The sequence below is a fragment of the Nonomuraea sp. NPDC048826 genome (genome assembly GCF_043198225.1).
GTDB lineage: Bacteria > Actinomycetota > Actinomycetes > Streptosporangiales > Streptosporangiaceae > Nonomuraea.
Window position 1 is genome coordinate 312,655 of sequence record NZ_JBICUQ010000002.1, and the last position, 26,654, is coordinate 339,308.

Here is a 26,654-nt window from a genome sequence, read left to right on the forward strand (position 1 = left end):
ATGGGCCGTTGGCTCCCGGCACGCGGAGCCCGAATATCCTGAAAGCAGTATGGGAACTCCTGCGTTGTCCTCTCCACTCACCGAGCTCCACTCCCGCCTGCCCGACCTGATGCCGCGCGACCAGCGGCGGTTGCGGCGCAGGCTCGACGGCGTGCGCCGGGTGCGGTCCCGGGAAGCGCGAGAGAAGATCGCCGCGGAGATCCTCGCCGACGTCGAACGCGCCGAACGCCGCCTGCTGCGCCGCCGCGAGGCCGTCCCGGAGGTCAGCTATCCGGAGGCGCTGCCGGTCTCCCAGCGCAAGGACGACATCCTCGAGGCCATCCGCGACCACCAGGTCGTCATCATCGCCGGTGAGACCGGGTCCGGCAAGACGACCCAGATCCCCAAGATCTGCCTTGAACTGGGCCGGGGCGTACGCGGGCTGATCGGCCACACCCAGCCGCGCCGCATCGCCGCCCGCACCGTCGCCGAGCGCGTCGCCGAGGAGCTCCACACCGAGCTGGGCGAGGTCGTCGGCTACAAGGTCCGGTTCACCGACCAGGCGAGCGACCGCACCCTCGTCAAGCTGATGACCGACGGCATCCTCCTCGCCGAGCTGCAGCACGACCGCATGCTGGAGCAGTACGACACGCTCATCATCGACGAGGCCCACGAGCGCAGCCTCAACATCGACTTCATCCTGGGCTACCTCAAGCAGCTGCTGCCCCAGCGCCCCGACCTCAAGGTCATCATCACCAGCGCCACCATCGACCCCGAGCGGTTCTCCCGCCACTTCGGCGACGCGCCGATCGTCGAGGTGTCCGGCCGCACCTACCCCGTCGAGGTCCGCTACCGCCCCCTCGGCGAGGACGACGACCAGACGCAGGGCATCGTCGAGGCCTGCCGTGAGCTGACCGGCGAGGGGCCCGGCGACATCCTCGTCTTCCTCAGCGGCGAGAGAGAGATCCGCGACGCCGCCGACGCGCTGGCCAAGGCCGACTTCCGCAACACCGAGATCCTGCCGCTCTACGCCCGGCTGAGCGCCGCCGAGCAGCACCGCGTCTTCCAGCGCCACACCGGCCGCCGCGTCGTGCTGGCCACCAACGTGGCCGAGACGTCCCTGACCGTGCCCGGCATCAAGTACGTCGTCGACCCCGGCTACGCCCGCGTCTCCCGCTACAGCCACCGCACCAAGGTGCAGCGCCTGCCCATCGAGGCGATCTCCCGGGCCAGCGCCGACCAGCGCAAGGGCCGCTGCGGGCGCACCTCCGACGGCGTCTGCATCCGCCTGTACGAGGAGGAGGACTTCGAGGCCAGGCCGGAGTTCACCGACCCGGAGATCCTGCGCACCAACCTCGCGTCCGTCATCCTCCAGATGACCTCGATCGGGCTGGGCGACATCGAGGCGTTCCCGTTCGTCGAGCCGCCCGACCGCCGCCAGGTCAAGGACGGCGTCAGCCTGCTGCACGAGCTGGGCGCGTTCGACGCGCACGGCAAGCTCACCCCGATCGGCCGCAAGCTCGCCACCCTGCCCGTCGACCCCCGGCTGGGCCGCATGGTGCTGGAGGCGGAGAAGAACGGCTGCGTGCGCGAGGTCATGGTGATCGCCGCCGCGCTGTCCATCCAGGACCCGCGCGAGCGCCCCGCCGACAAGCAGCAGCAGGCCGACGAGAAGCACCGCCGCTTCGCCGACCCCGAGTCCGACTTCCTCACCTACCTCAACCTGTGGAACTACCTGCGCGACAACCAGCAGGAGCTCTCCTCCAGCGCCTTCCGCCGCCTGTGCAAGGCCGAGTTCCTCAACTACCTGCGGGTACGCGAGTGGCAGGACATCTACAGCCAGATCCGCCAGTCGCTCGGCGTGCACCCCAACAGCCACCCGGCTGATCCGGAGCTGGTCCACAAGTCGCTGCTGGTCGGCCTCCTGTCGCACGTCGGCGTCAAGGAGGTGATGGACCGCCAGCGCGCCTCCGACGGCCGCCGGCCCATCCAGGAGTACCTCGGCGCGCGCAACGCCCGCTTCGCCGTCTTCCCCGGCTCCGCGCTGGCCAAGAAGCAGCCGCAGTGGCTGATGTCCGCCGAGCTCGTCGAGACCTCCCGGCTGTGGGCGCGGGTCAACGCCAAGATCGAGCCCGACTGGGTGGAGCCGCTCGCGCAGCACCTCGTCAAACGGAGCTACTCCGAGCCCCACTGGGAGAAGAACCAGGGCGCGGTGATCGCGTACGAGAAGGTCACGCTGTACGGGGTGCCGCTGGTCGTCGGGCGCAAGGTCAACTACGGCCGGATCGATCCCGAGCTGTCCCGCGAGCTGTTCATCCGCCACGCCCTCGTCGAGGGCGACTGGGACAGCCATCACAAGTTCCTCAAGGACAACCGGCGGCTGCTCGACGAGGTCGAGGAGCTGGAGAACCGCGCCCGCCGCCGCGACATCCTCGTCGACGACGAGGCCCTGTTCGACTTCTACGACCAGCGGCTGCCCGCCGACGTGGTGTCCGCCCGCCACTTCGACTCCTGGTGGAAGAAAGCCAGGGCCGAGCAGCCCGACCTGCTCACGTACTCGCCCGACATGCTGGTCAACGAGGGCGCCGACGTCAGCGCCCGCGACTACCCCGACACCTGGCGGCAGATCGGTCAGCGGATGAAGCTGACCTACCAGTTCGAGCCCGGCGCCGACGCCGACGGCGTCACCGTGCACGTGCCCCTCCACCTGCTCAACCAGGTCACCTCCGACGGCTTCGACTGGCAGATCCCCGGCCTGCGCGAGGACCTCGTCACCGCGCTGATCAGGTCGCTGCCCAAACAGCTGCGCCGCAACTTCGTGCCCGCCCCCAACTTCGCCAAGCAGGTGCTGGCCAACGCCCGGCCCGGGGCCGAGCCGCTGCTGGAGGCCGTCGAACGGGAGCTGCTGCGGCTCACCGGGGTGCGCGTGCCGCGCGACGCCTGGCAGCTCGACCAGGTCCCCGACCACCTGCGCATCACGTACCGGGTGATCGACGAGCGCAAGCGCACCCTCGCCGAGGACAAGGACCTCGCCGCGCTCAAGCGCCGCCTCGCCCCGCGCCTGCGCAAGACCCTCTCCGAGGCGGGCGACGACCTGGAGCGCACCGGGTTGCGCACCTGGAGCTTCGGCCCGCTGCCCAAGGTGTTCGAGCAGGGCCGGATGAAGGGCTACCCGGCGCTGGTCGACGCCGGCGACTCGGTGTCCGTCAAGATCTTCGAGACGGAGGCGGAGCAGCGCCGCTCCCACTGGGCCGGCACCCGCCGCCTGCTCCTGCTGAACGTCGCCAACCCCGCCAAGCCGCTGCTGTCGACCCTGTCCAACCAGGCCAAGCTGGCCCTGTCACGCAGCCCGCACGGCGGCGCCGTCGCCCTCTTCGACGACGTGGTCGACGCCGCGGCCGACCAGCTCATGCGCGACCTCGGCGGCCCCGCCTGGGACCCGGCCGGCTTCGACCGCCTCCACCAGCACGTCCGCGCCGAGCTGTACGACACGGCGGCCGGCATCCTGGGCCGGGTGGAGCAGATCCTGACCGTCTGGCACGCCGCCGGTGTGCAGCTCGACGCGCTGCGGCCGAGCGCCGCCACCGACGACGTCCGCGAGCAGCTCGGCCGGCTGGTCTACCCCGGCTTCGTCACCGCGACGGGCCACGCCCGCCTGCCCGACCTGCTGCGCTACCTCCGTGCCGTCGACCGCAGGCTCACCAAACTGCCTGAGGACCCGTGGCGCGACGAGGAGTGGATGGACCGCGTCCACAAGGTCGAGGACGACTACCACGACCTCCTCGACCGCCTCCCCCCGGCCCGGCGCACCGACCCGGACGTGACGGAGATCCGCTGGATGATCGAGGAACTCCGGGTCAGCTTCTTCGCCCAGACCCTCGGCACGCCGACCCCGGTCTCGGAGAAGCGCATCGCCAAGGCGATGGACAAACTCAGGCCTTGAAGATGGACGTGTCCAGCTCGAACGCGACCGGCGCGGGCAGTGTGATCGGGGAGCCCATGGTCACCCTGGTGGTCGTGGCGTAGGCGCCGTCGGCGGGCCTGCTGAACACGGTCACGCCCGGCTCGTCGCCGATGGGGTCGATGAGCAGGTAGACCGGGACGCGGCCGGTGGCGTAGACCCGGGGCTTCTCGTGACGGTCGAGGTGGGCGCTGCCCGGCGAGACCACCTCGACCACCATGAGGACTCCGGAGGAGAGCAGCTCCGACTGGCCCCAACGGGGACAGTCGGGGGCCGCGAGCGTGTAGTCAGGAGCGCAGGAGTCTCGTGGGCCTTCGATGCAGACGTTCACGCTGCCGACGGATCCCCGCCACCCGTGCTCTCTCCGGAGGGGGAGGAGGGCGTCGTGCAGGTCGGCCGCGATCCAACCGTGTTCGGGGCTGCCCATGGGACTCACGATCATTTTCCCTTCGACTACCTCTGCCCGTAGACCGGGGAGGGGGGGTAGGGCATCGAAGAGCTCCCTGGCGGTCTGGGGCGCGTCGTGGCCGGCGACAGGCTCCCGCTCGCGGATGGTCATGGTCGCCATGAACATGTCCCTTCGTGCTCGATTCGCCACGCTCAGTATTCCACGGATTCGAGGCATGTGCCGGAACTCGTACAGTGGAGGAAATCTTCAGGTGGACGGATGGGTTTGATGATCAAGGCTGTGGTGCTGGACGTCGGCGAGACCGTGATCGACGAGACGCGGATCTGGTCGCGGTGGGCCGATCGGCTCGGGGTGCCGAGGTTCGTGCTGATGGGCGTGCTCGGCGGGATGGCGGCGCTGGACCGGTCCTACAGCGAGGGGTTCGAGCTGGTGCGGCCCGGGTTCGACGTCGAGGCGGAGATGGCGGCCTGGGAGCGGGACGAGCCTGACAGCCTGCGCAACCACTTCGACGCCGACGACCTCTACCCCGACGTGCGGGAGGCGCTCGGCGGGCTGCGGGAGGCGGGCTACGCGGTGATCCTGGCGGGCAACCAGCCGGAGCGGGCCCGCGACGCGCTGCTGGCGATGGACCTGCCGGTCGACTCCGTGTACACGTCCGACGGGTGGGGGGTGGCCAAGCCGGATCCCGCGTTCTTCGCCAAGGTGGCGGCGGTGGCGGGCCGCGAGCCGGGCGAGATCCTGTACGTGGGGGACCGGTTCGACAACGACGTGATCCCGGCCGCCGCGGCCGGGATGCGGACCGCGCTGCTGCGCCGCGGCCCGTGGGGCTACCTGCACGCGGCCCGGCCGGAAGCGCGCGAGGTCGCCGACGTGATCGCCGACGACCTGCACGCGCTGCTCCCGGCCCTGCGCCGCCTGAGCTGACGCCCCCGCCCGGCGACGGCGCGGCCGGGCCGCGCGGGCCGCACGCCCGTGCGGCCCGGTCCCGCCGGCTGGGGGGCCGTGGGGCGCGGGCCGCGGTGGCGGGGTTCACGCGTTCTTGCGTACGGCTTCCTTGAGTTCTTCCTTGTCCATCTGGGAACGGCCGGGGATGTCCGCCTCCTGGGCCTGCTCGTACAGTTCCGCCTTGGTGACATCGCCGCCGTCCTGGACGGACATCAGCGCCTGGAGCTCCTCGTCGCGGCGCTGCTGGAACGCCTTGCCCAGCTCCTGGAGCCGCTTGTCGCCGGCCTGCTGCGCCAGCTGCGGCAGCAGGTCGCTCTCTTCCTCCTCGACGTGGTGGTTGACCGACTCGACGAGCTTCTCCAGCGTCTGCCGGAACTCCAGGGTGCCGGGCGTCGCCCGGACCAGCTCGTCGAGGAGGACCTCGGCCTCCTTGTGCTCCTCCAGGCCGTGGTGCGCGTCGAGGTCCGGGTAGACCCGGTCCTCCTCGGCGCGGGCGTGCGCGGTGAGCAGGGCGTGCAGCTCGGCCACGGTGGCCTTCGCGTCGCCCTCCTCCTTCTTGAGCCGCTCGAAGAGCGCCTCGACCTTGCGGTGGTCATTCGTGATCAGAGTGATGACGTCGGTTGCCATGGCCACCGTGGCTACCCCGCTCGTCACCGCCCAATCGCGGCGCCGGTGAGCGCGCGCGGGTCCGCGGCCCCGGCCAGCATCCCGTCCGCCAGCACCTCGATGAGGTGGGCGTGCCCGAACGCGCCACCGGGCACCGGCGACACGCGATGGCCGAGCGCGGCCAGCCCGTCCTGCCAGCCGGTGCCGTCCTCCAGCTCGACCACCGGCGCTCCGGCGCCGTGCCAGGTGTCGAAGCCGGAGCCGCTGCCGAACCGCCAGCGCGGCGCCGCGATCGCCTCTCCCGGGGTCTGCCCGTACCGCAGCAGCCTGGTGATCACCTGGAGCAGGATCTGCGGCTGCGCGTCACCGCCCATCGTGCCGGCCACCGCGCGGAGCGAGCCGTCGGGACGGGTGACGAGCGCGGGCGTGAGCGTGTGCGGAGGCCGCCTGCCGGGGCCGTACTCGGCGGGGTGACCCGGTTCCAGCGAGAAGCCGATGCCGCGGTTGTGCAGGTTGATGCCGGTACGAGGCTCGAACAGGAAGCTTCCGAAACCGGAGGCGTTCGACTGGATGAGGGAGACGCCGAGCCCGTCGCCGTCCACCGCGCAGAGATACGTGGTGTCGCCCTCCGCGGCGGGCACCGGGAGATCCCCTCGTCCGACCAGCGCCCGGCGGCGCTCGATCTCGGCGGGGGACAGCAGGCCGGTGGCGTGCTCGTGCAGCAGGGCGACCCGGTCGTGGGCGGCGGCGCGGGCGGACTCGGCCAGCGCGTGCGCCCAGGCGGCGTGGGTGGTGGCGGGCGGCAGGTCCAGCCCGTCCAGGATGCCCAGCGAGAGCAGCAGCAGGTAGCCCTGGGAGTTGGGCGGGGCCGACCACACGTCGTGGCCGAACGCCCGCACCCGCGGCGGCTCCGCCCAGTCGGCGTTCACCCGTTCCAGATCGGCCCGCGTGTACTCGCCGGCCCCCAGCTCCAGCAGGCCCTCGCCGAACTCCCCCAGGTAGAACCCGGCGCGTCCGCCGTCGGCCACGGCCTCCAGCGCGCGGGCCACGCCGGGCCTGCGGACCCGGTCACCGGCGGCCCGGATCCCGGCGAAGTCGGCGGCGCCGGGGCGGCCGGCGATCTCGCGGGACATCGGCGCCAGCAGCGGCGAGGCCGGGAACCCGTCGCGGGCCAGCCGGACGGCTGGGGCGAACAGCTCGGCCAGCGGGAGCCTGCCGTACCGGGCGTGCAGCGCGAGCCAGCCGTCCACGCACCCCGGCACCGGCACGGACCTGACGTCCAGCCGGTGCGGCATCCCCCGATGCCCCTCACCGCGCAACCGCCCGGCATCCGCCCCCGACCCCGCCCGCCCGGAAGCGTTGAGCGCATGAACCGGCCCCTCGCCCGCGGATCCAACGCCTCCCGACCCCCCGGCCGCGGATCCAACGCCTCTCGGCCCGTCGCCTGGGGGCCGCCCGCCCGCCGGTCCAGTCCCCATCGGTCTCCCGTCTCCCGCCCCCGCGTCTCCCTGGGTGGCGCGGGCCGCGGGCGGGTGGTCTGTCCGGGGGGAGCCGTCGTGGACGAGGGCGAAGAGGTCGCCGCCGAGGCCGCACATGTGCGGGGAGGTGACGGCGAGCACGGCGTTGGCGGCGATGGCGGCGTCGGCCGCGGACCCGCCGCGGTCGAGGGCCGACACTCCGGCGGCGGACGCGAGATGGTCGATGGTGCACACCATCCCGGAAGGGGCGTATCGGGTGTTTCGCACCGTCCGAGACTAGGCGTTCTCCAGGGCCACGCGCGCGGGCGCCGGGCGCGGGGCGGTCTTCCTGAGCTTCGCCAGCGCGGCCGCCGCCAGCAGCGTCGCCGCGACGCAGGAGACGCCGCCCACCTGCAGCGCCACCCCGGGGCCGAAGGCGTCGCTCAGCCATCCCAGCGCAGGTCCGCCCAGCGCCCCCGAGGCGGCGCCGGCCATGCCCACGGCGGCCAGCACCCGCCCGCGCATGGCGTCCGGGCTGTCGAGCTGCGCCCGCGCCGAGACCGTGGTGTCCACCAGGATGGCCCCGGCCGCGATCGGCAGCATCGCGGCGGCGAAGGCGGCCAGCGACGGCATCAGCCCGCTGAGCGCCTGGAGCACGCTGATGAGGAAGGCCGAGATCAGCAGCAGCCGGATCGTCAGCTGCGGCCGCGAGGCGGTGACGAACCCGCCCACGACGGTCCCGACGGCGAACACCGTGGACAGCAGCGCGTACCCGCCCGCCCCCGCCGCCAGCGGGCCCGCGCTCATCGCGGCCATGGTCACCTGGTAGTTGCGCCCCAGGCTGCCCAGCACGACCGACAGCGCGAGCAGGATGAGCAACCACGGGGTACGCGCCACGTACCGCAGCCCCGCGAGCACGGCGCCCGGCCGGCGCTCCTCGCCTGCGAGCTCGTGGAACTCCGACGACCGCATGCACGCCACGGCGGCGATCACCGCGGCGAACGTGAGCGCGTTGGCCAGGAACAGCCCGGTGTTGCCGGTGAGGGGCAACATCATCCCGGCCAGCGACATGCCCAGGATGCGCCCCGCCGAGTTCACGATCGAGCCGAGCGCCATCGCGTTCGGCAGGTCGGCAGGGGGGACCACCTCCGCGCCGAACCGCCCGAGCGCCGGTCCGCCCAGGGCCGAGACGACGCCGCCGGCCAGGGCAACCGCGTAGATCGGCAGCGGCGGCTGCGTGCCGCTGAGGGCGATCGCGGCCAGCACGAGCGCCAGCGCGGCCTGCGCGATCTGGGCGGCGACGACGACCGGGCGGGTCGGCAGCCGGTCCGCCAGCGCGCCGCCCCACATCCCGAGCAGGAGCGTGGGCAGCGCCTGCATGACCAGGCTGAGGCCGACGCTGGTGGCCGAGCCGGTGAGGGTGAGGATGAGCCAGTTGACGCCGAGGACCTGCATCCAGGTGCCGGTGACGGAGACGAGGTCCGCCGCTGCCCAGAGCCGGTAGTTGTGGTGACGCAGGGCGCGGAACGTGGACGAGCTGATGAACAAGACTTTTCCCGGACTTGAAGGTGCGGCCGAGAAGAGAACACACCTGGACCGGAACCGGATTTCCGGACCACCCTAAATGTGGGTCATATCACCAGGCGAGGAGGTTTAGGAGCGTCCGCCATGGCGGTGAGCCCGTCCGCATCGGTGATCAGCAGCCGCGGCGCGTCCGGCCGCACCAGCCCGCGCCGCCGCAGCCCGTCGAGCGCCTTCAGCACCGTGTCCGGATCGTCCCCGACGAGGACGGCCAGTTCGTCAGGGCTGAGCGGGATGCCGACGTCCAGCCCGCCGGGCGCGGTCCAGCCGTGCCGCCCGGCCAGCGTCAGCAGCAGCCGCGCCACGCTCGCCCCGGGGTCGTAGCCCGCCAGGTCCAGCCTCGCCGCCTCCGCCCAGCGCAGCCGGTCCACCACGAACCGGGTCATGGCCAGGCCCGCCGGAGGGCACCCCCGGACGAAGTCCAGGAACTCCGGCCCGCCGATCACCGAGGCCCGGCACTCCCCGCAGGCGGTCACCGTGGCGGTGTGCAGGCTGTGGGACAGCGGCACCATGTCGCCGATCACGTCGCCCGCGACCCGTACCGCCAGCAGGGCATCGTGGCCCTCGCCCGGAGCGGTGACCTTCACGATCCCGTCGAGCAGCACGAAAATCGGCTTTCGTGCGTCGCCCTGCCGCATCAGCACCCGCTGGGCCGGGAACCGTTCCTCGGCGCCGAGCCGGAGCAACCGCCTGCGTTCCGGATAGGGCAGGTAGTGGAGAAAAGTGCCAGCGGGAAAGATGTGCAGACCAGCCATGTCCGCCTCCGGGCTCCCTCGCCTACCAGCGAGCATGGCATCGCAACCAAGATCAGACCAGCTCGTGCGGCTGATCCCGGCTTACCAGAGCGGCATAGTGGCCCTCCGCCGCCAGGAGGGACGCGTGGGTGCCGCGTTCGACGACGCGGCCGTGGTCCAGGACGACGATCTCGTCCGCGTCGCGGACCGTGGACAGGCGGTGCGCGATGGTGATCGTGGTGCGGCCCCGGACGAGCGAGTCCAGGGCCTCCTGGACGGCCCTCTCCGTCTGGGTGTCGAGGGCGCTGGTGGCCTCGTCCAGGATGAGCACCGGCGGGTCGCGCAGCAGCGTGCGGGCGATGGCCAGGCGCTGCTTCTCGCCGCCGGAGAACCGGTAGCCGCGCTCGCCGACCAGCGTGTCGTAACCGTCGGGCAGGCCGGCGATGTGGTCGTGGATGCGGGCCGCCCGTGCCGCCGCCTCCAGCTCCTCGTCGGTGGCGTCCGGCTTGGCGAAGCGCAGGTTGTCGGCGATGGAGGCGTGGAACAGGTAGGTCTCCTGCGAGACCACGCCGACCGTCTCGGCCAGCGACTCGAAGGTCAGCTCGCGCACGTCGACCCCGTCGATCGTGACCCGGCCGCCGGTGACGTCGTAGAGCCGCGGCGGGAGGTAGCTGAGCGTGGTCTTTCCCGAGCCGGTCTCGCCGACCACGGCCAGGTGGCCGCCCGCCGGGATCGTGATGTCCACGCCCGACAGCGTCGGCGTCTCGCCGTACGAGAAGCCGACGTTCTCGAAGCGGACCTCGCCGCGCGCGTCCTCCAGGACGCGGCTGCCGGGGCGGAGGTCGACCGGCAGGTCCAGATACTCGAAGATGCGCCCGAACAGCGCGAGCGAGCTCTGCACCTCCACGCCCAGCCGCAGCAGCGCGACCGAGGGCCTGAACAGGGTGGTCTGCAGCGTGGTAAAGGCCACCAGCGTGCCCACCGAGATCGCGCCGGTGTGGCCGACGGCCCAGTAGACCAGCGCGGGCATGGCCGCCATGATGATCTGGATGGACGACTGCCGCCAGCGGCCCGCCATGCTCGCCCGTACCTCCAGCTCGGCGAGCTCGTCCGAGTCGCCGGCGAACCGGCGCGTCAGCTCGGCCGAGCGGCCCATGGTGCGGCCGAGCAGGATGCCGCTGATCGACAGCGACTCCTGCACCATGGCCGAGACGGCGGCCAGCTTGCGCTGACGCTCGTTGGTGATGCGCCTGCGCTCCTTGCCGACCTTGCGGCTGATCCACACGAACACCGGGAGCAGCAGCAGCGACAGCACGGTGAGCCGCCAGTCGAGCACCAGCATGGCCACCACCGTGGCCAGGACCGTGGTCAGGTTCGAGACGAGGGACGCGGCGGTCGAGGTGACCACCGCCTGCATGCCGCCGATGTCGTTGGCGATGCGCGACTGGATCTCGCCGGTCCTGGTCCGCGTGAAGAACGCCAGCGACATGCGCTGCAGGTGGGCGTAGACGGCGGTGCGCAGGTCGTGCATGACCCGCTGGCCGACGGTGGTGGACACCAGGGTCTGCAGCACGTCGAAGACGCTGGTGGTGACGGCGACGGCGATCATGCCCAGCGCGAGCAGCGCCAGCAGCCCGGAGTCCCGGGCGGGGATGGCCACGTCCAGCACCTCGCGCAGGAGGAACGGCGAGGCGAGCGAGACCAGCGACGACAGCAGGATGAGCGCGCCCACCCCGGCCAGGCGGCCGCGGTAGGGGCGGAAGAGAGCGAGGATGCGCCGCATCGGCGCGCGTGGTTCATCGGGCAAATCAACACCTCTTTCTGATATAACCTCAAACAGAGGTTACCTCACATCGGAGACAGGAATGGATGACGCGGAGCTGGCCGAGCTGCTCCACCTCGTCACCCGCCGGCTGCGCCACGGCTACGCGCGCCGGCTGGAGCCGCTCGGGCTCAACCCCGGGCAGGCGCGGGCGCTGCGCGCGCTGGCCGTCGAGGGGGAGCCGCTGCGCATGGTGCGGCTGGCCGAGCGGCTGCGCATCGTGCCCCGCTCGGTCACGCCGGTGGTCGACGCGCTGGAGGCGGCCGGGCTGGTGCGCCGTGAGGTCGATCCGGCCAACCGCCGCTCGACCCTGGTACGGCTGACGGACGCAGGCGGCGAGACCCTGGAACGGGCGCGCGAGGCGCGGCGCCAGGCGGCGCAGGAGCTGTTCGCGGTGCTCTCACCCGGACAGCGCGACCGGCTGGAGGGCCTGCTGCGCACGGTGGCCAGCCAGTTCGACGACTGACCGGGGCGTGTCAGGTGAGGTGCACGCGCCCGTCGACGACCGTGGCCAGGCAGGCGGGCCCGCGCAGCAGGGCGGAGTACGGGTAGCGCCCCCGGGAGTCGAACACCGCGAAGCACGCCCGGCCGCCGGGGCGCAGGGCGCCGAGGCCGCCAGGACCGTCCGCCATGCCGAGGGCCCTGGCGCCGCCGAGCGTGGCGGCCTCCACCAGGGTGCGGTCCAGCCCGCGCGGGCGCGCCCCCAGCTCCCGCACCCGCGCCCGGACGGCCGCCGCGAACGCCAGCACGTCACCGGGCGCCTGCGGGGAGTCCGTGATCGATGCCGTGCCGAGGGCGAGCTGGTTGCCCTCCTCCACCAGCACCGGCCACTCGCCGGCGCCCGGCCCCGGGCGGAGCGCGACCGTCGTGCCGCGCAGCCTGAGCAGCTTGCGCTCGCCCGGGTCCAGCGGCCGGGCGCACACCGCGTGGCAGTGCCGCCCGAGCACGCCCGACTCGTCCAGCTCGGCGGGGGAGTAGCGGTCCAGGTCGACCAGCAGCCGCAGCGCGAACGTCCTGGCCAGCAGTGCCACGTCCTCCAGCACGTGCGGGTCGCGGGTGTGGGCGGCGACGCCGACCGGCCGGTCCGCCTCGTGCAGGGCCGTGATCAGCGCGTCGCGCAGGGACTCCTCCCAGTCGGGCTCCGACTCGCACGTCACGCGCACGTACGAGACCTCGGTCGCGGGCCCGTGTGCCGTCGTCCCCGGCGTGGCGGGGTCGCCGAGCTCGACCGCCCTGGCCACCACGCCAGGACCCGGCGCGCCGCCCGCGGCGTAGGCGTCCACCAGGCCGGCGACGATCGTCCCGCGCCAGCGGTGCTCCTCGGTGACGCGGTAGCGGCTCAGCAGTTCGTTCCGCGGCCCGGCGCGCAGCACCCGGCCGCCGCGGATCGCGACGGCGCCGTCGCGGATCGGCTCGGTGACGATGGGCAGCACCAGCGGCGCGGAGTGGAGGATGACGGGCGCGGGCGCGCGGGCGCTCAGAACCGGTCCGGCGCGCTTCGCGACACCCATGGAGACTCCCGTGACAAATATCCCCTTTATGACATTAAACGTGAGTATGGGGATACGCCGCAATCATCCGATCGGGTCGCGTGGCCGGTAGCGGCCCGACAGTCTGGCCAGCTTGAGGCTCAGATGGAGGGCCAGCCGCTCGCCGCCGTCCTTCAGATCGGTACGGGCCAGCTCCTCCACCCGCTGCAGCCGGTAGTACAGCGAGGTCCGGTGCAGCCGCAGCGCCCGTGAGGTGGCGACGGCGCTGCCCGCCAGGTCCAGATAGGTCTCCAGCGTCTCCAGCAGCGTCTGGTGCTGCGCGTCGCCCAGCAGCGGCTCCAGCCCGGGATGCAGCTCGGAGTCGGGCAGCCGGGTGAGCATCCGGTAGACGCCCAGCCGCTCCCACAGCGCCGAGCGGCCCAGCCCCGGCACCCGCGCGGCCACGTCCGCGGCGTGCCGCGCCTCGGCGTAGGACCCGGCCGCCTCGGCCAGCACGGGCCGCGGGCGGCCGATGCCGACCACGATCGGCACCGACATGGCCGCGTGCACCTCGTCGGCGGCGATCGGCGGGCCGGCCACCAGCAGCGCCGCGTGGTCGTAGCGGACCAGGTGGAGCGGATGGTGCCCGCTCAGCCGTCGCCGCAGCGCCAGCAGCCCCTGCTCCAGCGCCAGCCGCAGCGCGTCGTCCGGCTCGCCCGCGGGCGGTCTGGCCACCAGCACCGTCACCGGCTGCGCCTGCGGGAACGCGCCCGCCTCGATGAGCTGGAGCGCCGCCTCCCGCTCGCCCATGAGCAGCCCGGTGACCGCCTCCAGCTCCCGGTGCGAGGCCAGCCCGGTGGCCAGGCTCTCGTGGAACAGCGCCAGGGCCACCCCGGGGACGGCGGCCGCCGCCTCGGCGATCTGGGCCCCGGACATGGCCGGCGCCGCGTCGATGAACCACAGGAACCCCAGCAGCGCCGCCTCGTGCCGGACCGGCACGCACACCCGGGGCAGCAGCCCGAGGTGCGGCGCGCCCGGCGTGCGCAACGGGCCCTGCGCGTCGTGCACCCCGGCGGCGCGCAGCCACTGCCGCACCCCTGCGGTGGTGTGACGGCGCAGGATGGAGTCGCGGCGGATGTCGTCCATGGGGCCGTTCTGCTCGCTGTAGGCGACCACCCGCTGGAGGCGGTCCTCCAGCAGCAGCGGGCGGCCGAGCCGCGCCGCGAGTTCGTCGACGATCCGCTGAAGATCCGCCACCGGCGCCCCTTGATCAGGACTTTTCATCACTTGTTGGAAGCGCTCCTACAGGTCTTCCCTACAACTGAACGGTGATCTCGGTCAATATGCTCTATACCGTCGAGCCGTGATAGCCCCGAAGAAGCTGCTGGGAGGTTTGCTGTCGGCCATCGTGCTGATCCCGGTGAGCCTGATGGCGACTCCCGCTTCCGCAGCACCCCCCGCAGAAGACCCCGAGCACCCCTGGCGGCTCGACCACTGGCCGCAGACCCAGCCCTGGCAGCGTGACGAGCCCGCGGAGAACCCGAGCGCCCAGCGTGGCCGCCCGTCGACCGGCATCACCCCGATCGACCCGCAGAACTGGGAGAACCCGGACCACATGACGTGGGCCGACTACAAGAAGGTGCCCGGCACCAACTGGAGCGACCCGGCCGCCAAGGGCTCGGTGCGCACCTTCAAGGGCGCGCTGGTGCTGCTGGACTACCCGAACCAGGAGTTCGTGGTCACCCGGCCGAAGGGCTCGACGATCTTCGGCAACCCCAGCGCCGAGGCCCACGACGTGCCGCGCGACCAGGTCGCCCGGTTCTACCAGGACTTCCTCAACACCCCGAACGCACTCAACCGGGGCCACACCATCCACGAGTACTGGATGGAGGACTCCGGCGGGCGCTACGGGGTCGAGCTGACCGGGTTCGGCCCGTACACGATGCCCGGCAAGGACCACGAGTACGCGATGGAGTTCCAGGGCGGCACCGCCTGCCCGGCGGGCGACACCTGCAACCGCAACCTGCGCGCCGACGGCAACGCCGCCTGGCTGGCCGACGTCGGCCAGGAGGTCGCCGACCAGTTCGACTTCGTCTTCTACCTCAGCGCCGGCCAGGACGAGTCGTCCACCTGGCAGGAGTTCGGCATGATGAAGTTCCCCGCCAAGGAGGACGTGCCGGACGAGTGGGGCCCGGAGAACGACCCGAGCCTGCCCAACTGGTCCAGGACCCGCTACGTCGAGTGGACATCCTGGCAGGCCGGCTCCACGTTCTGGCCCAACGCCCGGTTCGGCATCGACTCGGTGCAGGCCGAGAGCTCCGGCATGGCGGTCTACGCCCACGAGCTGAGCCACATCATGGGCATCGCCGACAACTACAACAACCCGTACGGGGTGCCGCCGCGCCGCGCCTACACCGGCATCTGGGAGATGCTCAGCCGCGGCAGCTTCAACGGGCCCGGCGGCCCGCACTCCCGCTGGCTGATCCCGCCCACCTCGGGTGCGTCCATGGGCGCCCAGCACATGCTCCGCAACAAGATCAAGCTGGAGATGGTGGACGAGCGGAACGTGCTGCGCCTGTCGCGCGAGGCGCTGGACGAGTCCGGCCTGGTCACCGCCAGGGTGACGGCCCGCGCCGTGCAGCCCGGCGACAAGGGGCTGTCCGGCGTCAACATCTCCTTCGACACCGGTGACAAGAGCCCCGCCTGCGACCCGAACACCGATCCCATGTGCGACGGCGGCGGCTACGACAACTACACCGTCGAGGTCGTCGACCGGATGGGCACCGACTCGTTCACCCCGGACTCCGGCGTGCTCCTGGCCAAGACCAAGAACGCCGACCGGGCCCCGTTCGAGTGGGTCGTCGACGCCAACCCGCAGGACATCGGCATGACCGACTACGTGCTGCCCGACGGCACCCAGGTGCCGATCACGATCGGCGACTACCGCCAGCTCTCGGACGCGCTCTTCCACGCCGGCACCGACTCCGGCAGTGAGTACGAGTACGTCGACGAGGCCAACCGGCTGCACTTCTACGTCACCGACGTGCACCGCGACCGCAAGGGCATCCTGTCCTACACCGTGGCGATCCGCTCCCTCGACGGCGCGGGCCCGCAGCGGCGCGGCGTGCGGCTGCTCCCCGCCGCCGGCATCCCGTCCGGCAAGAACCGCTCCACCTGCACGTTCCCGCTGTTCAACACCGGGAAGTCCGCGCCGGCCCAGGGGCAGCACCCCGAGGACGTCAGCGGCTACCTGAAGTCCGACGTCTACCGCCTCACCGCGGAGGTGTCCGGCCGGGGCTGGACCGCGCAGGTGCCCAACGCGCTCGCGGCCGTCGAGTCCGGCAAGCACGCGACCGTGACCGTCAACGCCCTCCGGGACACCGGCGGCGCCAGGCTGGCCAAGGTCAAGCTCACCGCCACCTCGGAGAGCGACCCGGCCAAGTCGGCCACCGCCACCTGTCTCGTGGCGGGTCTCTAGAGGAACGACGGGGCACGGCTGGCGCGAGCCGTGCCCCATCGGATTCAATCCGATCATGACAGGTGATCTGCCCGACCACCCCCGGCCCCGGGGCGCGAAGAGGATCGGGCTGGCCGCGCCGGTCGCCGCCGGCCTCGCCGCCGCCGCGGCCAGCATCCTCGCGGCGGCCCTGGAATGGGAGATCCCGCCCGCCGCCAAGGTGGGCGTCACGGCGGCGGCGGCCCTCCTCGTCGGCGTGGCCACCTGGGCCACCACCGAGTCCAGGCCCCGCCGCGTCAGAGCGGTCGAGCCGGCCTCCCGGGCGCCCGAGCAGTGGCCGCCCGTGCCCGAGCACTTCACCGGCCGCGCCGACGCGCTGGCCGAGCTGCGCGAGGTGTTCGCCGCACGCAAGCACGCCCCGGCCGGCTCGCCCGCGCTGGTGGTCTCCGTGTACGGGCGGGGCGGCGTCGGCAAGTCGGCCCTCATCACCCGGTTCGGCCAGGAGGTCGCCGGCCGGTTCCCCGACGGCCGGCTCTACGCCGACCTGCGCGGCGGCGTCGACGCCCCGGTACGGCCCGAGGAGGTGCTGATCGGGTTCCTGCGCGCGCTCGGCGTCCGGCTGACCACCGACCCCGGCGGCCTGGAGGACCTGCGCAAGCTCTGGCTGACCTGGACCAAGGGCCGCAGCATCCTCATCGGCCTGGACAACGCCCACAGCGCCGACCAGGTCAAGGCGCTGATCCCGGCCGAACGCGGCTGCGCCGTGCTGGTCACCTCCCGCCAGCCGCTGTTCCTCGGCGGCACCCACGACACCCGGCTCGGCCCGTTCAGCCAGGCGCACGGCGTGGAGCTGCTGGCCCGGCTGGCCGGCGGCCGGCGGGTGGCGGACGACCTGGAGTCCGCCAAGGAGATCGTCCGGCTCTGCGACTATCTGCCGCTGGCCATCGGCATCTGCGGCGGCCGCCTGGCCACCCGGGAGCAGTGGACGCTGCGGCAGATGGCCGACCGGCTGGCCGACGAGCGCCGCCGCCTCGACCAGCTGGAGCTGGCGCCCACCGTGGACAAGAGCGTGCGCGCCTCGGTGCAGCTCAGTTACGACGACTGCACCGGCATGCAGCGCAGGCTCCTACGCCTGCTCAGCGCGCTCAGCTCGGCCCCCGACGTGCCCGGCTGGGTGGCGGGCGAGCTGCTCGACATCTCCACCCTGGACGGCGCCGACCAGCTGGAGGCGCTGATCGACGCCCAGCTCGCGGAGTGCTCGGGCACCGACCTGACCGGGACGATGCGGTACCGGCTGCACGACCTCGTCGCGCTGTTCGCCGCCGAACAGGCCGAGGCCGACGACCCGGTCCGGCGCGGGGACGCCATCGAACGGGTCCTGTACGGCTACCGGCGGCGGGCCGAGGAGGCCGCGCAGGACCGCTGGCCGCAGGACTGGAGCAAGGGCGGCCGCCGCTCCTCCCCGGAGGGCCAGATCCACGCGGGCGACTGGCTGTACGCCGAGCGGCTCACGTTCCTGGCGATGATCGGCATCGCCCGGCGGCTGGAGCTGTGGGAGCTGACCTGGGGGCTGTCCCGGGCGTTCTGCTCGCTCTGCCACTCGCTGCGCGCCTACTGGGCCGACTGGGCGGAGGTCGCCGACCTCGGCTGCGAGGCCGCAGAACGGGCCGGCGACCGGCGCGCGCAGGCCATCGCCGCCCTGGACCGCGCCGCCGTCCAGGGGCTGCAGGGCGGCCAGGAACGCGGCCGCGCCGACGCCGAACGGGCGCTGGAGGTGTTCCAGGAGCTGGGGGAGACGTGGTGGGCCGCCAGGGCACTGCGCACCATCGGCATGACGCTGTTCAGCGACGGTCACCTCGACCGGGCCCAGGAGTTCCTGGTCGCGGCCATCACCGCGTTCAAGGGGGCCGAGGACTTCTGGTGGATGGCACGTACGCAACGCAACCTCGCCGAGATGCGGCTGGCCGAGCGCCGCCCCGAGGAGGCCAGGCAGCTGCTGGAGGACGCGCTGGAGGTGTTCGAGCGGGACGGCAACCGCTATTCCGAGGCGCAGACGCTGCGCGTGTACGGCGAGGTGCTCGCGGCCCAGGCCCGTGGCCGCCACCGGGCCGGCGAGCACCGGGCTGCCGCCGAGACCTTCGCCAGGGCCGGCCACAGCCTGGACCGGGCGGCCGAGATGTTCCGGCAGCGCGGCGAGCTGTGGGAGGAGGCCCGCTGCCTGCGGGCCGCAGGCGAGGTCGGCGACCCCGCAGGCGGCCAGCGCGAGCTGGAGGTGGCCCGGCGGGCGGGGGAGCTCCTGGAGGCGCTCGGCGACTCCTGGGGGGTGGCCCGCTCGACCGTGTCGGTCGGCCGGGTGCTCGGCAGGCTGCGCCGGATGGAGGAGGCCGAACGGGAGCTGCGCCGCGCCGTCGGCGCCTTCGAGCAGCTGGGCGACCGCTGGTGGATGGCGCTCGGGCTGCAGTATCTCGGCGAGGCGCACCTGGAGGCCGGGGCCAGGGACGCCGCCGTGGCGCCGCTGCGCCAGGCCAGGGGGATCTACCGCAGCCTGGGCAACGAGGCCGGCATGCGCCGCACGCTGGAGCTGCTCAAGCGTGTGGAGGCCTGAGCAGCTCGCCCGCCGCCTGCCTGGCCTCCAGGATGCTCTCCTCGAACAGCTTGCGCGCCTGCTTGGCCTGGTCGGTCAGCTCCTTCAGATGCGCCCGCGCCATGTCGTCGCGCACCGTGTCGGCGATCAGCTCCTGGTAGTCGGGGGCGCGCGCGGCCAGCGCCTCCAGCCGCTGGTGCGCGTGGAACACCTTGTCGGCCTTCAGCACCTGCTTGGCGTACTGCTCCAGGTTGCGCACCCGCTTCGACAGCGACGTCCAGGCCGCGTCCAGCGCCGTGCTGTACGGCTTGAACGCGTCCTGCAGCCCGGTGGGCAGATCACGGGGGACGATCTTGCCGTGCTCGGCGTGCATGGCCGACAGCTTGCGCAGCCGCTGCGCGATCTGCCAGACCTCCTCGGGCAGCGTCACCCGGTTGTCGATGGTGTCGATCAGGCCGGCCCGGTGCACCCGTGAGCCGAGGATCGCCTCGGCCGCCCGCTGGGCGCGGCGCAGCAGCACCTGGCAGGGATAGTCGAGATCCTCCGGGAGGATGTAGTAGTTGGCGTACTCGTACGCCAGCCGGAGCTTGCGCCGGGTGTCTCTGTTGTACGCGCCGACGGACAGCCAGCGGATCAGGCCGAAGGCGGCGACGCCGACGGCGGCCGTGACGGCCAGCCCGGTGCCCGTCAGCATCCACAGCAACAACAGAAGGCCGGGGACGACGAACAACCAGGTGAAGTTGCGGGAGCTTTCCATCCGCCACCCGGACCTGGCCAGCCGGAGCACGTGCAGGTTCGACCGGAGCTCGGCCGAGATGTCCGGGGGCAGCGATGGATCGATCACCAGCCGAGGGGGCAGAGCGCGCGGATCCATACGTTCATGCTGCGTTATGAACCGCGAATCCGCTCATCTTTGCCGGACATATAGGGTCGACGGGGTGAACCTGATGAGCAGATGGATCGATCTCGAAGGCGCCGTCAACGTCCGTGACCTGGGCGGGATTCCGACGCGTGACGGCGACGTCACGCGATACGGCCGGATCCTGCGGTCCGACAACCTGCAGGGTCTGACCCCGGGCGACATCACCCGGCTGGTCCGGGACCTCAAGCTGCGGCATGTGGTCGACCTGCGCTCGACCGCCGAGGTGACGCTCGAAGGCCCGGGGCCGCTGGCCACCGTGCCCGAGGTGACCCACCACCACCTGACGCTCTTCCCCGAGGGCGGGCGGCGCACCGACGTCGAGGCCGACACCATCGAGGGCGACCGCGTGCTGCCCTGGCACGAGCGCCAGACAGACGCCGAGCTGCGCGTCACCGGCTTCTACTACGGCTACCTGCGCGACCGGCCCGACGCGGTGGTGCGGGCGCTGCGCACGATGGCGCGCGACGAGGGTGCGGCGGTCGTCCACTGCGCCGCGGGCAAGGACCGCACCGGCGTGCTGTGCGCGCTCGCGCTGGAGGTGGCCGGGGCGACCCGCGAGGCCATCGTGGCCGACTACGCCGCCACCGGCGAACGGCTGGAGCTCATCCTGCGCCGCCTGCGGGCCAGCTCCACCTACCGCGACGACCTCGACTCGCGTCCGGCCGACGACCACATGCCCCGCCCCCGTTACCTCGAGCAGTTTCTCGGCGTGCTCGACGAGCGCTTCGACGGCCCGCTCGGCTGGCTGGCCAGGAACGGCTGGACCGACGACGACAGCAAGGCGCTGCGCGCCCGGCTGCGCGACTAGCCGACCGCGACCACCCGACGCTCGTCCGCCGACCGCCGGGCCGCCTCGATCACCTCCAGCGCCGCCACGGCGCTCTCGGGCGTCACGGGAGGCGGCCCGCCGGCGCGCAGCGCCGACTCCACGCCGCGGTAGAAGTCGAGGTACGCGCCCGCCTCGGTCGGCACGGCCCGCAGGTCGTCGCCGGCCCCGAGCGTCCCCCACCGGTCCTCGTCCTCGTCGCCGAACCCCGCCGCGGCGGGCGAGAGTCCGGCGCGCAGCCGCTCCTCCTGCACGTCCAGCCCGTACTTGAGATACGCGGCCGTCGAACCGAGCACGCGGAAACGCGGCCCGAGGCTCGGGGTCACCGCGCTGACCCACAGGTGCGACCGGGCCCCGCCCGCGTGCGTCAGCGCGAGGAACGTGTCGTCGTCGGCCGCCACCCCCGCGCGCCGCACGTCGCTCTCGCAGTAGACGTGCGTGACCGGACCGAGCAGCTGGAGCGCCTGGTCGACGAGGTGGCTGCCCAGGTCGTAGAGGAGACCAGCGGCGTCGCCGGGGCCGCCGGTCTCACGCCAGCCGCCCTTGGGCGCCGGCCGCCAGCGCTCGAAGCGCGACTCCAGCCGGCGCACCTCGCCCAGCGCGTCGCGCTCGACCAGCGCCCGCACGGTGCGGAAGTCGCCGTCCCAGCGCCGGTTCTGGAAGACGGTGAGCATCAGGCCGCGCTCGCGGGCCAGCCGGGTGACGGCGCGCGCCTCCTCGGCCGTCCGGGCGAACGGCTTGTCGACCACCACGGCCCGGCCCCGCTCCAGGGCCTCGGCCGCCAGGCTCGCGTGCGTCCGGTTGGGTGAGGCCACCACGACCAGGTCGCACAACTCCCACAGCGCGGCGGCGTCGGGGACGGGCGTGGCGCCGTAGCGGGTGGACACCTGGGTCTGCCTGCCGGGGTCGCGCGTCACCACCGCCGCCAGCCGCAGCCCCGGCGTGGCCTCGATCAGCGGCGCGTGGAAGACCGCCCCCGCCGTGCCGTAACCGATCAGCCCGACCCGGATCTCATCCATCGTCCCAGGTTACCCAGCTGATCACTCGTCGTCGCGCTCCGCCAGGAACCGCTCGAACTGCGCCGCCAGCTCGTCGCCGGTCGGCATCGGGGTGGACTCGGCGATGAGGTTCTCCCGCTCGGCGCCGCCCGCGAACGCGTCGTACTGCTGCTCCAGCCCGCTGATCGCGCTGGACAGCTCAGCCGAGGAGTTGATCTGCTCCTCGATCTCCACGGTGGTGCGCTGCGCGGCCTCGCGCAGGCTGTCGAGCGGGAACACCAGCCCGGTGTTCCTGGTGACCGCCTCCAGCACGGTGACCGCGGCCGTCGGGTACTCGGCCTGCGACAGGTAGTGGGGCACGTGCACGGCGAAGCCGATCGCGTCGCGCCCCCGCGCCCCCAGCCGGAACTCCATCAGGGCGGCCACGCTGCCCGGCACCTGCACCCTGCCGAACGTGCTCGCCTGGGCGTTCATCAGCTCGGGCCGGCTGGCGTGCATGGTGACGCCCAGCGGGCGGGTGTGCGGCACCGCCATCGGGATGCCGTGCGCGGTCACCAGCCTGCTCACCCCGAACCGGTCGGCGAGCGTGCCGACGGCCTGGATGAACAGCTCCCAAGCGCGGTCCGGCTCGGGGCCGGTCATCAGCAGGAAGGGGGTGCCCGTCGCGTCCTTGACGCTGTGGACCACCAGCTCCGGGGTCTCGACCTCCACCCACCGGTCGGTGTCGAACACCATCACCGGCCGCCGGGACCGGTAGTCGAGCAGCCGGTCCACGTCGAACGTGGCGACGACCCGGTGCTCCAGTTCGTCCAGCACGTGACGCAGGGCGAGCCGCCCGGCCGCCCCGGCGTCGACGAAACCGTCGAAGTGATACAGCAACACCGGATCGGTCAGCTCGGGCAGATCCTCGGCGAGCCTGTAAAGATCCGTCGGGTCGAACACGTTGGACAGCCTTTCCCTAGGTACTCACATCCAGAACCCACGGTGAGCCGGAACGATTCCGTGCAGGGCACCCTATCGAGGCACAAGAGGGTCGATGACCGGGCCCCGGAGGCCCCTGGACCCGCCCGACCTGGCCGGAGGCGGGTGTCCCGGCCGGTCGCGGCGGCGGCCAAGGTGACACTTTGCTGATTTTCGTGGCTCGTCACGGTCACTCCGGGTACACGGTCATGCCGACAGGGGGCGTCCGGAGGGCCGATCGCGCCGGTCGGCGCCGCGTCCGGGGGAGGCGTCCGCCGTGGTCAGGACGCCGTCCGGCCTCGCGCCTGGGCCGTCGTCCGTGGTCGCGGGACCGTGGATATTCGCGATCGATCAGTTTCTTCAACGTTCGGGGCGAAATAGTCATAGTATGAAATTTCAAGCATTTGCATGAAAGTAGCCGAGTGTGGCCTTTCGGACACTGTCTAGTCATGCTGGGTGAGTGGCTACTTCTGCGCATTCCTTTGGTAGGCGACCACTCCGCATCCCTCCGCTCCCGTGCCCCTTCCCCAACGAGATCAACGAGCACGCGGCCGAGGTCGACGCCGAGAGCCACACGTGGCTGGCCGCCTCCACCATGCTCGCCGGAGCCGACACGATCGAGCACTTCCGGCGCTCAAAGATCGGCATGCTCGCCGCACGGACGAACCCGACCGTGTCCCGCGAGAGTCTCAGGCTGATCAACGACTGGTACAACTGGCTGTTCGCCTTCGACGACGCGTTCTGTGAAGGGGAGTTGATGGGACACCGGGCCTCCGCACTGGCCCGAGCCCTGCCGCCCCTGCTGGAAGTCCTCGACAGGCGCAGGGAACCCGACCCGCGCGACCCGTTCGGCGTCACCCTGCGCGAACTCCTCGACCGCATCGCGGAACCGGGCAGCCCCGCCCAGGTCGACCGATGGCGGACCACGGTGAAGGAATACCTGTTCGCCCAGATCTGGGAGGCGGCCAACCGCGAGGTCGACCTCATCCCCGTCCCCGAGGACTACGTCCTCATGCGGCGCATCACCGGCGCCACGTTCACCTGCTTCGCGCTCATCGACGTGGGCGGCGGCTATCGCCTCGAAGCCGAGGAATGGCACCACCCCGACGTGCGCACCCTGTCGGACCTGGCCTGCGACCTCATCGGCTGGGACAACGACCTGCTCTCGTACGCCAAGGAACGCGGCAACGACAAGGCCCGGCACAACCTGGTCACCGTGCTGGCCACGCATCGGGCGCTGACCCTCCAGGAGGCGCTGCACGAGGTCTCCCGGATGCACAACGACGCCATCGCCGCCTTCGTCGAGCGGCGCGCCCGCCTCGACACCTGGGCGTCGCTCCCCGTCCGCAAGTACGTACGCGGCCTCGAACACTGGGTACGCGGCCACATCGAGTTCTCGCTGGGCAGCGCGCGGTACGTGCACGCCTGGCCGACCGGGACCCGCTGGCCGCAGGCCGTCTGACCCCGGTCCCACGCGCCGTGCCGGGTCCCGGGCACGGCGCGCCGCAGAACGTCTCAGACAGAGGAGTCCTCGGGGGCGTCCAGATCGCCGAGCGCGAGCGCGGACGCCTCGTCGAGGTCCAGCCGGCCGCCCTCCTCGAACGCCGCCCAGTAGGCCTTCTCGCCCAGCGACTTCTGGCACTCCTTGACGCACTGGTCGTGGTCACCGGTGAGGAACGGGGCGCCCAGCATGGGCAGCCCGGCCGTCTTCCAGTTCTGCTGCAGCGCGCCGAGCAGCAACGCGGCCATCCGCTCCTGGCCGCGCGCGACGAAGATCCGCGCCGTGGTCTCCAGCGACAGCAACGTGCCGAGCGTGTCGTGGAAGTGGCGCTTGACCCGCAGCCCCTCGCGGGCGCTGTGCAGCGCCTCGTCGGGCCGGCCGGTGGCCAGCTTGGTCAGCGACATCGCCCACTGCGCGTACGAGCCGACCCACAACTCGCCGCGCTCGCGGCACACCTGGAGGCAGTCCTGCAGCAGCGACTCGGCCTCGTAGGCCTCACCCTGCGCCGACAGCACCAGCGACAGCTCGACGATCGCGGGCAGCAGGCCCGGGTTGAGCTCCTTGTTGTCGGTGTTGAACTCGATCGCCACGCCCAGCAGGGCGCTGGCCTTCTGCAGGTCGCCCTGGAGCAGCGCGGCCGTGCCCTGCATCTTGGAGGCCAGGATCACCGCGCGCGAGTCGCCCACCCGGACCGCCTCGGTGCTGCACAACTCGGCCGCGTTCAGCGCGCCCACGCTGTCGCCCTGCGCGCTGCGTACGTAGGACAGCACCCACAGCGCCTTGCAGCGCTCCTTGCTCACGCCCGGGTTGGCCTCCAGCGCCCGCTCCAGATAGAGCCGGCCCTCGCGGACGAAACCGCAGCACACCCACATGAACCAGAGCGACGACAGCAGCGTCAGCGCCATGAGCGTCTCGCCCTGCGTGCGCAGCGCGTGCTCCAGCGCGAGCCGTACGTTGTCGTGCTCCTGGCGCATCCGGATGAACCAGTAGATCTGGCGCGGCCCGGACCACGCGTCCTCACTCCGCGCGGCCAGGGCCAGGTAGTACTGCAGATGCTTGTGGCGCATGACCTGGGCCTGGCCGAGCTTCTCCAGCCACTCCTCGCCGTACTCCGCCAGCGTGTCGATCAGCTTGTAGCGGACGCCCGCGTGGTTGCTCTGGATGAGCAGGATCGACTTCTCCACCAGCCCGGTCACCAGATCGGTGATGTCCTCCGACGGCAGCCGGTCGTCGGCGCACACGTAACGGGCCGCGTCGAGCTCGAAGTCGCCCGCGAACACCGACAGCCGCGCCCACAGCAGCCGCTCGGCCGGCTCGCACAGCTCGTGGCTCCACCCGATGGCGGCCCGCAGCGTCTGGTGGCGGGGCAGGGCCGTGCGGCTGGCCCCGGCCAGCAGGCTGAACCGGTCGGCCAGCAGGCCCAGGATCTGCTCCACCGACAGCGCCCGCAGCCGCACCGCGGCCAGCTCGATCGCCAGCGGGATGCCGTCGAGCCGGCGGCACAGCTCGGCCACCGCGTTGATGTTGTCCTCGTCGAGCACGAACTCGGGCTCCACCGCCACCGCCCGGGCCGCGAAGAGCTGCACCGACTCGTTGGTGAACAGGTTCTCCATCGGGTCGTCCTCGGGCACCTGCAGCGGCGGCACCGGCACCACCTGCTCGTAGGGCAGGTGGAGCGACTGGCGGCTGGTGGCCAGCACCTTCAGGTTGGGCGCCGCCTCCAGCAGCTCGTGCACCAGCTCGGCGCAGCCCTGCACCAGATGCTCGCAGGTGTCGATGATGAGCAGCATGTCGCGGTCGCCGACCCACTCCGACAGCGTCTCGGACTCGGCCCGCGAGGACTGGTCGGCGATGCCGAGCGCGGAGGCGATCGTGTGCCGGACCATGCCCGCGTCCTGCAGCCGGGCCAGGTCGGCGAACCACACGCCGTCGGGATAGAGCGCCCGGACCTGGTGGGCCAGCCGGAGCACGGTGCGCGACTTGCCGACCCCGCCGATGCCCGTGACGGTGACCAGGCGCGACTCACCGAGGTGCCGCTTGAGGTTGGCGAGAAGGCGGGTCCGCCCCACGAAGCTCGTCAGCTCCGCCGGCAGATTGCCATCTCGCCGCCATCCTGTCGGGGTGGCCATCATCAGCCTCACGGGGGGATAGGCGACAACCTGCCTCCGCATCGTACCGCCGCACCCTCCGCATGCCCGTGAAGTCGCCGAAGGCGCGGGATCGGATTTGTAGCACTGGGTAGCATGAATGCCGTGCAGGAATTTCTCCCGGAGCAGACCTCCGACGACACCGACCACGGCTGGGGCGACTGGCGCGAGCCCGACCCCGACGCTTTCTACCTGGAGAACCGGCCCCCTCACTGGGGATAGTCCCGGAGCTCCCCGGAGGTGGCGAAGACGGGCGAGCCTCCAACGGCCCGAGCACCCTGAACCGCATGGAGGCG

The 26,654-nt window shown here is 72.2% G+C and carries 19 protein-coding genes; 7 read left to right on the forward strand and 12 right to left on the reverse strand.

Annotation, left to right across the window (positions count from 1 at the left end; translation table 11 throughout):
* Nucleotides 1-49: 49 nt before the first annotated feature.
* Complete coding sequence (hrpA, locus tag ACGFI7_RS07200) at nt 50-3,922, forward strand: ATP-dependent RNA helicase HrpA (protein ID WP_393400291.1); 3,873 nt, start codon at nt 50-52, stop codon at nt 3,920-3,922.
* Here hrpA and ACGFI7_RS07205 read toward each other — a convergent pair.
* Nucleotides 3,912-4,565, reverse strand: coding sequence for a Uma2 family endonuclease (locus ACGFI7_RS07205; protein ID WP_393400293.1), 654 nt, complete (start codon nt 4,563-4,565; stop codon nt 3,912-3,914). The genes hrpA and ACGFI7_RS07205 overlap by 11 nt on opposite strands.
* A gap of 51 nt (nt 4,566-4,616) precedes the next feature.
* On the opposite strand from ACGFI7_RS07205, the gene ACGFI7_RS07210 reads away from it, so the two are divergent.
* Nucleotides 4,617-5,273, forward strand: a complete 657-nt coding sequence (locus tag ACGFI7_RS07210) for an HAD family hydrolase (protein WP_393400296.1) — start codon at nt 4,617-4,619, stop codon at nt 5,271-5,273.
* Nucleotides 5,274-5,378: 105 nt separating this feature from the next.
* Here ACGFI7_RS07210 and ACGFI7_RS07215 read toward each other — a convergent pair whose 3' ends face one another.
* From ACGFI7_RS07215 to ACGFI7_RS07235, 5 genes are all read right to left on the reverse strand, one after another.
* The gene (locus ACGFI7_RS07215) at nt 5,379-5,921 is read right to left on the reverse strand and encodes a hemerythrin domain-containing protein (protein WP_393400298.1); all 543 of its coding nucleotides are present in this window, start codon (nt 5,919-5,921) and stop codon (nt 5,379-5,381) included.
* Between the two features lie 23 nt (nt 5,922-5,944).
* On the reverse strand, nt 5,945-7,645 hold the full coding sequence (locus ACGFI7_RS07220; protein ID WP_393400301.1) for a gamma-glutamyltransferase family protein: 1,701 nt from the start codon (nt 7,643-7,645) through the stop codon (nt 5,945-5,947).
* A 9-nt stretch (nt 7,646-7,654) separates the two neighbouring features.
* Complete coding sequence (locus ACGFI7_RS07225) at nt 7,655-8,905, reverse strand: MFS transporter (RefSeq protein ID WP_393400303.1); 1,251 nt, start codon at nt 8,903-8,905, stop codon at nt 7,655-7,657.
* A gap of 83 nt (nt 8,906-8,988) precedes the next feature.
* A complete protein-coding gene (locus ACGFI7_RS07230) occupies nt 8,989-9,693 on the reverse strand; it encodes a Crp/Fnr family transcriptional regulator (RefSeq protein ID WP_393400305.1) in 705 nt (234 codons plus the stop codon).
* A 52-nt stretch (nt 9,694-9,745) separates the two neighbouring features.
* Complete coding sequence (locus ACGFI7_RS07235; protein ID WP_393400307.1) at nt 9,746-11,479, reverse strand: ABC transporter ATP-binding protein; 1,734 nt, start codon at nt 11,477-11,479, stop codon at nt 9,746-9,748.
* 58 nt (nt 11,480-11,537) lie between these two features.
* Here ACGFI7_RS07235 and ACGFI7_RS07240 point away from each other — a divergent pair, with 58 nt between their 5' ends.
* Nucleotides 11,538-11,960 carry a MarR family winged helix-turn-helix transcriptional regulator gene (locus ACGFI7_RS07240; protein WP_393400309.1) on the forward strand — a complete coding sequence of 141 codons (423 nt, stop codon included), beginning with the start codon at nt 11,538-11,540 and terminating at the stop codon, nt 11,958-11,960.
* A 10-nt stretch (nt 11,961-11,970) separates the two neighbouring features.
* Here the strand turns inward: ACGFI7_RS07240 and ACGFI7_RS07245 are convergent, their stop codons facing one another.
* Entirely contained in the window at nt 11,971-13,005 is a 1,035-nt protein-coding gene (locus tag ACGFI7_RS07245) for a hypothetical protein (RefSeq protein WP_393400311.1), read from the reverse strand.
* A gap of 63 nt (nt 13,006-13,068) precedes the next feature.
* A complete protein-coding gene (locus tag ACGFI7_RS07250; protein WP_393400314.1) occupies nt 13,069-14,220 on the reverse strand; it encodes a PucR family transcriptional regulator in 1,152 nt (383 codons plus the stop codon).
* Nucleotides 14,221-14,326: 106 nt separating this feature from the next.
* On the opposite strand from ACGFI7_RS07250, the gene ACGFI7_RS07255 reads away from it, so the two are divergent.
* Together ACGFI7_RS07255 and ACGFI7_RS07260 are read left to right on the forward strand one after the other, a co-directional pair.
* Nucleotides 14,327-16,441 (forward strand): M6 family metalloprotease domain-containing protein, encoded by a 2,115-nt coding sequence (locus ACGFI7_RS07255; protein WP_393400316.1) that lies wholly within the window; start codon nt 14,327-14,329, stop codon nt 16,439-16,441.
* A 55-nt stretch (nt 16,442-16,496) separates the two neighbouring features.
* Nucleotides 16,497-19,025: an ATP-binding protein gene (locus ACGFI7_RS07260; protein WP_393400318.1), complete on the forward strand. Its 2,529-nt coding sequence runs from the start codon at nt 16,497-16,499 to the stop codon at nt 19,023-19,025.
* On the opposite strand, the gene ACGFI7_RS07265 is transcribed toward ACGFI7_RS07260, so the two are convergent.
* Nucleotides 19,006-19,878 carry a hypothetical protein gene (locus tag ACGFI7_RS07265; protein WP_393400320.1) on the reverse strand — a complete coding sequence of 291 codons (873 nt, stop codon included), beginning with the start codon at nt 19,876-19,878 and terminating at the stop codon, nt 19,006-19,008. The two genes, ACGFI7_RS07260 and ACGFI7_RS07265, sit on opposite strands and share 20 nt — an antisense overlap.
* A 73-nt stretch (nt 19,879-19,951) precedes the next feature.
* Between ACGFI7_RS07265 and ACGFI7_RS07270 the strand changes: the two genes are divergently transcribed.
* Nucleotides 19,952-20,734: a tyrosine-protein phosphatase gene (locus ACGFI7_RS07270; protein ID WP_393400322.1), complete on the forward strand. Its 783-nt coding sequence runs from the start codon at nt 19,952-19,954 to the stop codon at nt 20,732-20,734.
* Here the strand turns inward: ACGFI7_RS07270 and ACGFI7_RS07275 are convergent.
* Nucleotides 20,731-21,771 (reverse strand): Gfo/Idh/MocA family oxidoreductase, encoded by a 1,041-nt coding sequence (locus ACGFI7_RS07275; RefSeq protein WP_393400325.1) that lies wholly within the window; start codon nt 21,769-21,771, stop codon nt 20,731-20,733. The two genes, ACGFI7_RS07270 and ACGFI7_RS07275, sit on opposite strands and share 4 nt — an antisense overlap.
* A 21-nt stretch (nt 21,772-21,792) precedes the next feature.
* On the reverse strand, nt 21,793-22,692 hold the full coding sequence (locus ACGFI7_RS07280) for a proteasome assembly chaperone family protein (RefSeq protein ID WP_393400328.1): 900 nt from the start codon (nt 22,690-22,692) through the stop codon (nt 21,793-21,795).
* A gap of 478 nt (nt 22,693-23,170) precedes the next feature.
* Here ACGFI7_RS07280 and ACGFI7_RS07285 point away from each other — a divergent pair, with 478 nt between their 5' ends.
* Nucleotides 23,171-24,172 (forward strand): hypothetical protein, encoded by a 1,002-nt coding sequence (locus ACGFI7_RS07285; protein WP_393400330.1) that lies wholly within the window; start codon nt 23,171-23,173, stop codon nt 24,170-24,172.
* Between the two features lie 53 nt (nt 24,173-24,225).
* Here the strand turns inward: ACGFI7_RS07285 and ACGFI7_RS07290 are convergent, their stop codons facing one another.
* Complete coding sequence (locus ACGFI7_RS07290; RefSeq protein ID WP_393401874.1) at nt 24,226-26,343, reverse strand: ATP-binding protein; 2,118 nt, start codon at nt 26,341-26,343, stop codon at nt 24,226-24,228.
* Between the last annotated feature and the right edge of the window lie 311 nt (nt 26,344-26,654).

What these genes read in the sequence shown, in the direction of transcription:
- ACGFI7_RS07210 (WP_393400296.1), top strand. Translation starts at nt 4,617, where the DNA reads ATGATCAAGGCTGTGGTGCTGGACGTCGGCGAGACCGTGATCGACGAG.
- ACGFI7_RS07215 (WP_393400298.1), bottom strand. Translation starts at nt 5,921, where the DNA reads ATGGCAACCGACGTCATCACTCTGATCACGAATGACCACCGCAAGGTC.
- hrpA (WP_393400291.1), top strand. Translation starts at nt 50, where the DNA reads ATGGGAACTCCTGCGTTGTCCTCTCCACTCACCGAGCTCCACTCCCGC.
- ACGFI7_RS07275 (WP_393400325.1), bottom strand. Translation starts at nt 21,771, where the DNA reads ATGGATGAGATCCGGGTCGGGCTGATCGGTTACGGCACGGCGGGGGCG.
- ACGFI7_RS07270 (WP_393400322.1), top strand. Translation starts at nt 19,952, where the DNA reads ATGAGCAGATGGATCGATCTCGAAGGCGCCGTCAACGTCCGTGACCTG.
- ACGFI7_RS07245 (WP_393400311.1), bottom strand. Translation starts at nt 13,005, where the DNA reads ATGGGTGTCGCGAAGCGCGCCGGACCGGTTCTGAGCGCCCGCGCGCCC.
- ACGFI7_RS07240 (WP_393400309.1), top strand. Translation starts at nt 11,538, where the DNA reads ATGGATGACGCGGAGCTGGCCGAGCTGCTCCACCTCGTCACCCGCCGG.
- ACGFI7_RS07205 (WP_393400293.1), bottom strand. Translation starts at nt 4,565, where the DNA reads ATGCCTCGAATCCGTGGAATACTGAGCGTGGCGAATCGAGCACGAAGG.
- ACGFI7_RS07260 (WP_393400318.1), top strand. Translation starts at nt 16,497, where the DNA reads ATGACAGGTGATCTGCCCGACCACCCCCGGCCCCGGGGCGCGAAGAGG.
- ACGFI7_RS07230 (WP_393400305.1), bottom strand. Translation starts at nt 9,693, where the DNA reads ATGGCTGGTCTGCACATCTTTCCCGCTGGCACTTTTCTCCACTACCTG.
- ACGFI7_RS07290 (WP_393401874.1), bottom strand. Translation starts at nt 26,343, where the DNA reads ATGATGGCCACCCCGACAGGATGGCGGCGAGATGGCAATCTGCCGGCG.
- ACGFI7_RS07265 (WP_393400320.1), bottom strand. Translation starts at nt 19,878, where the DNA reads ATGGATCCGCGCGCTCTGCCCCCTCGGCTGGTGATCGATCCATCGCTG.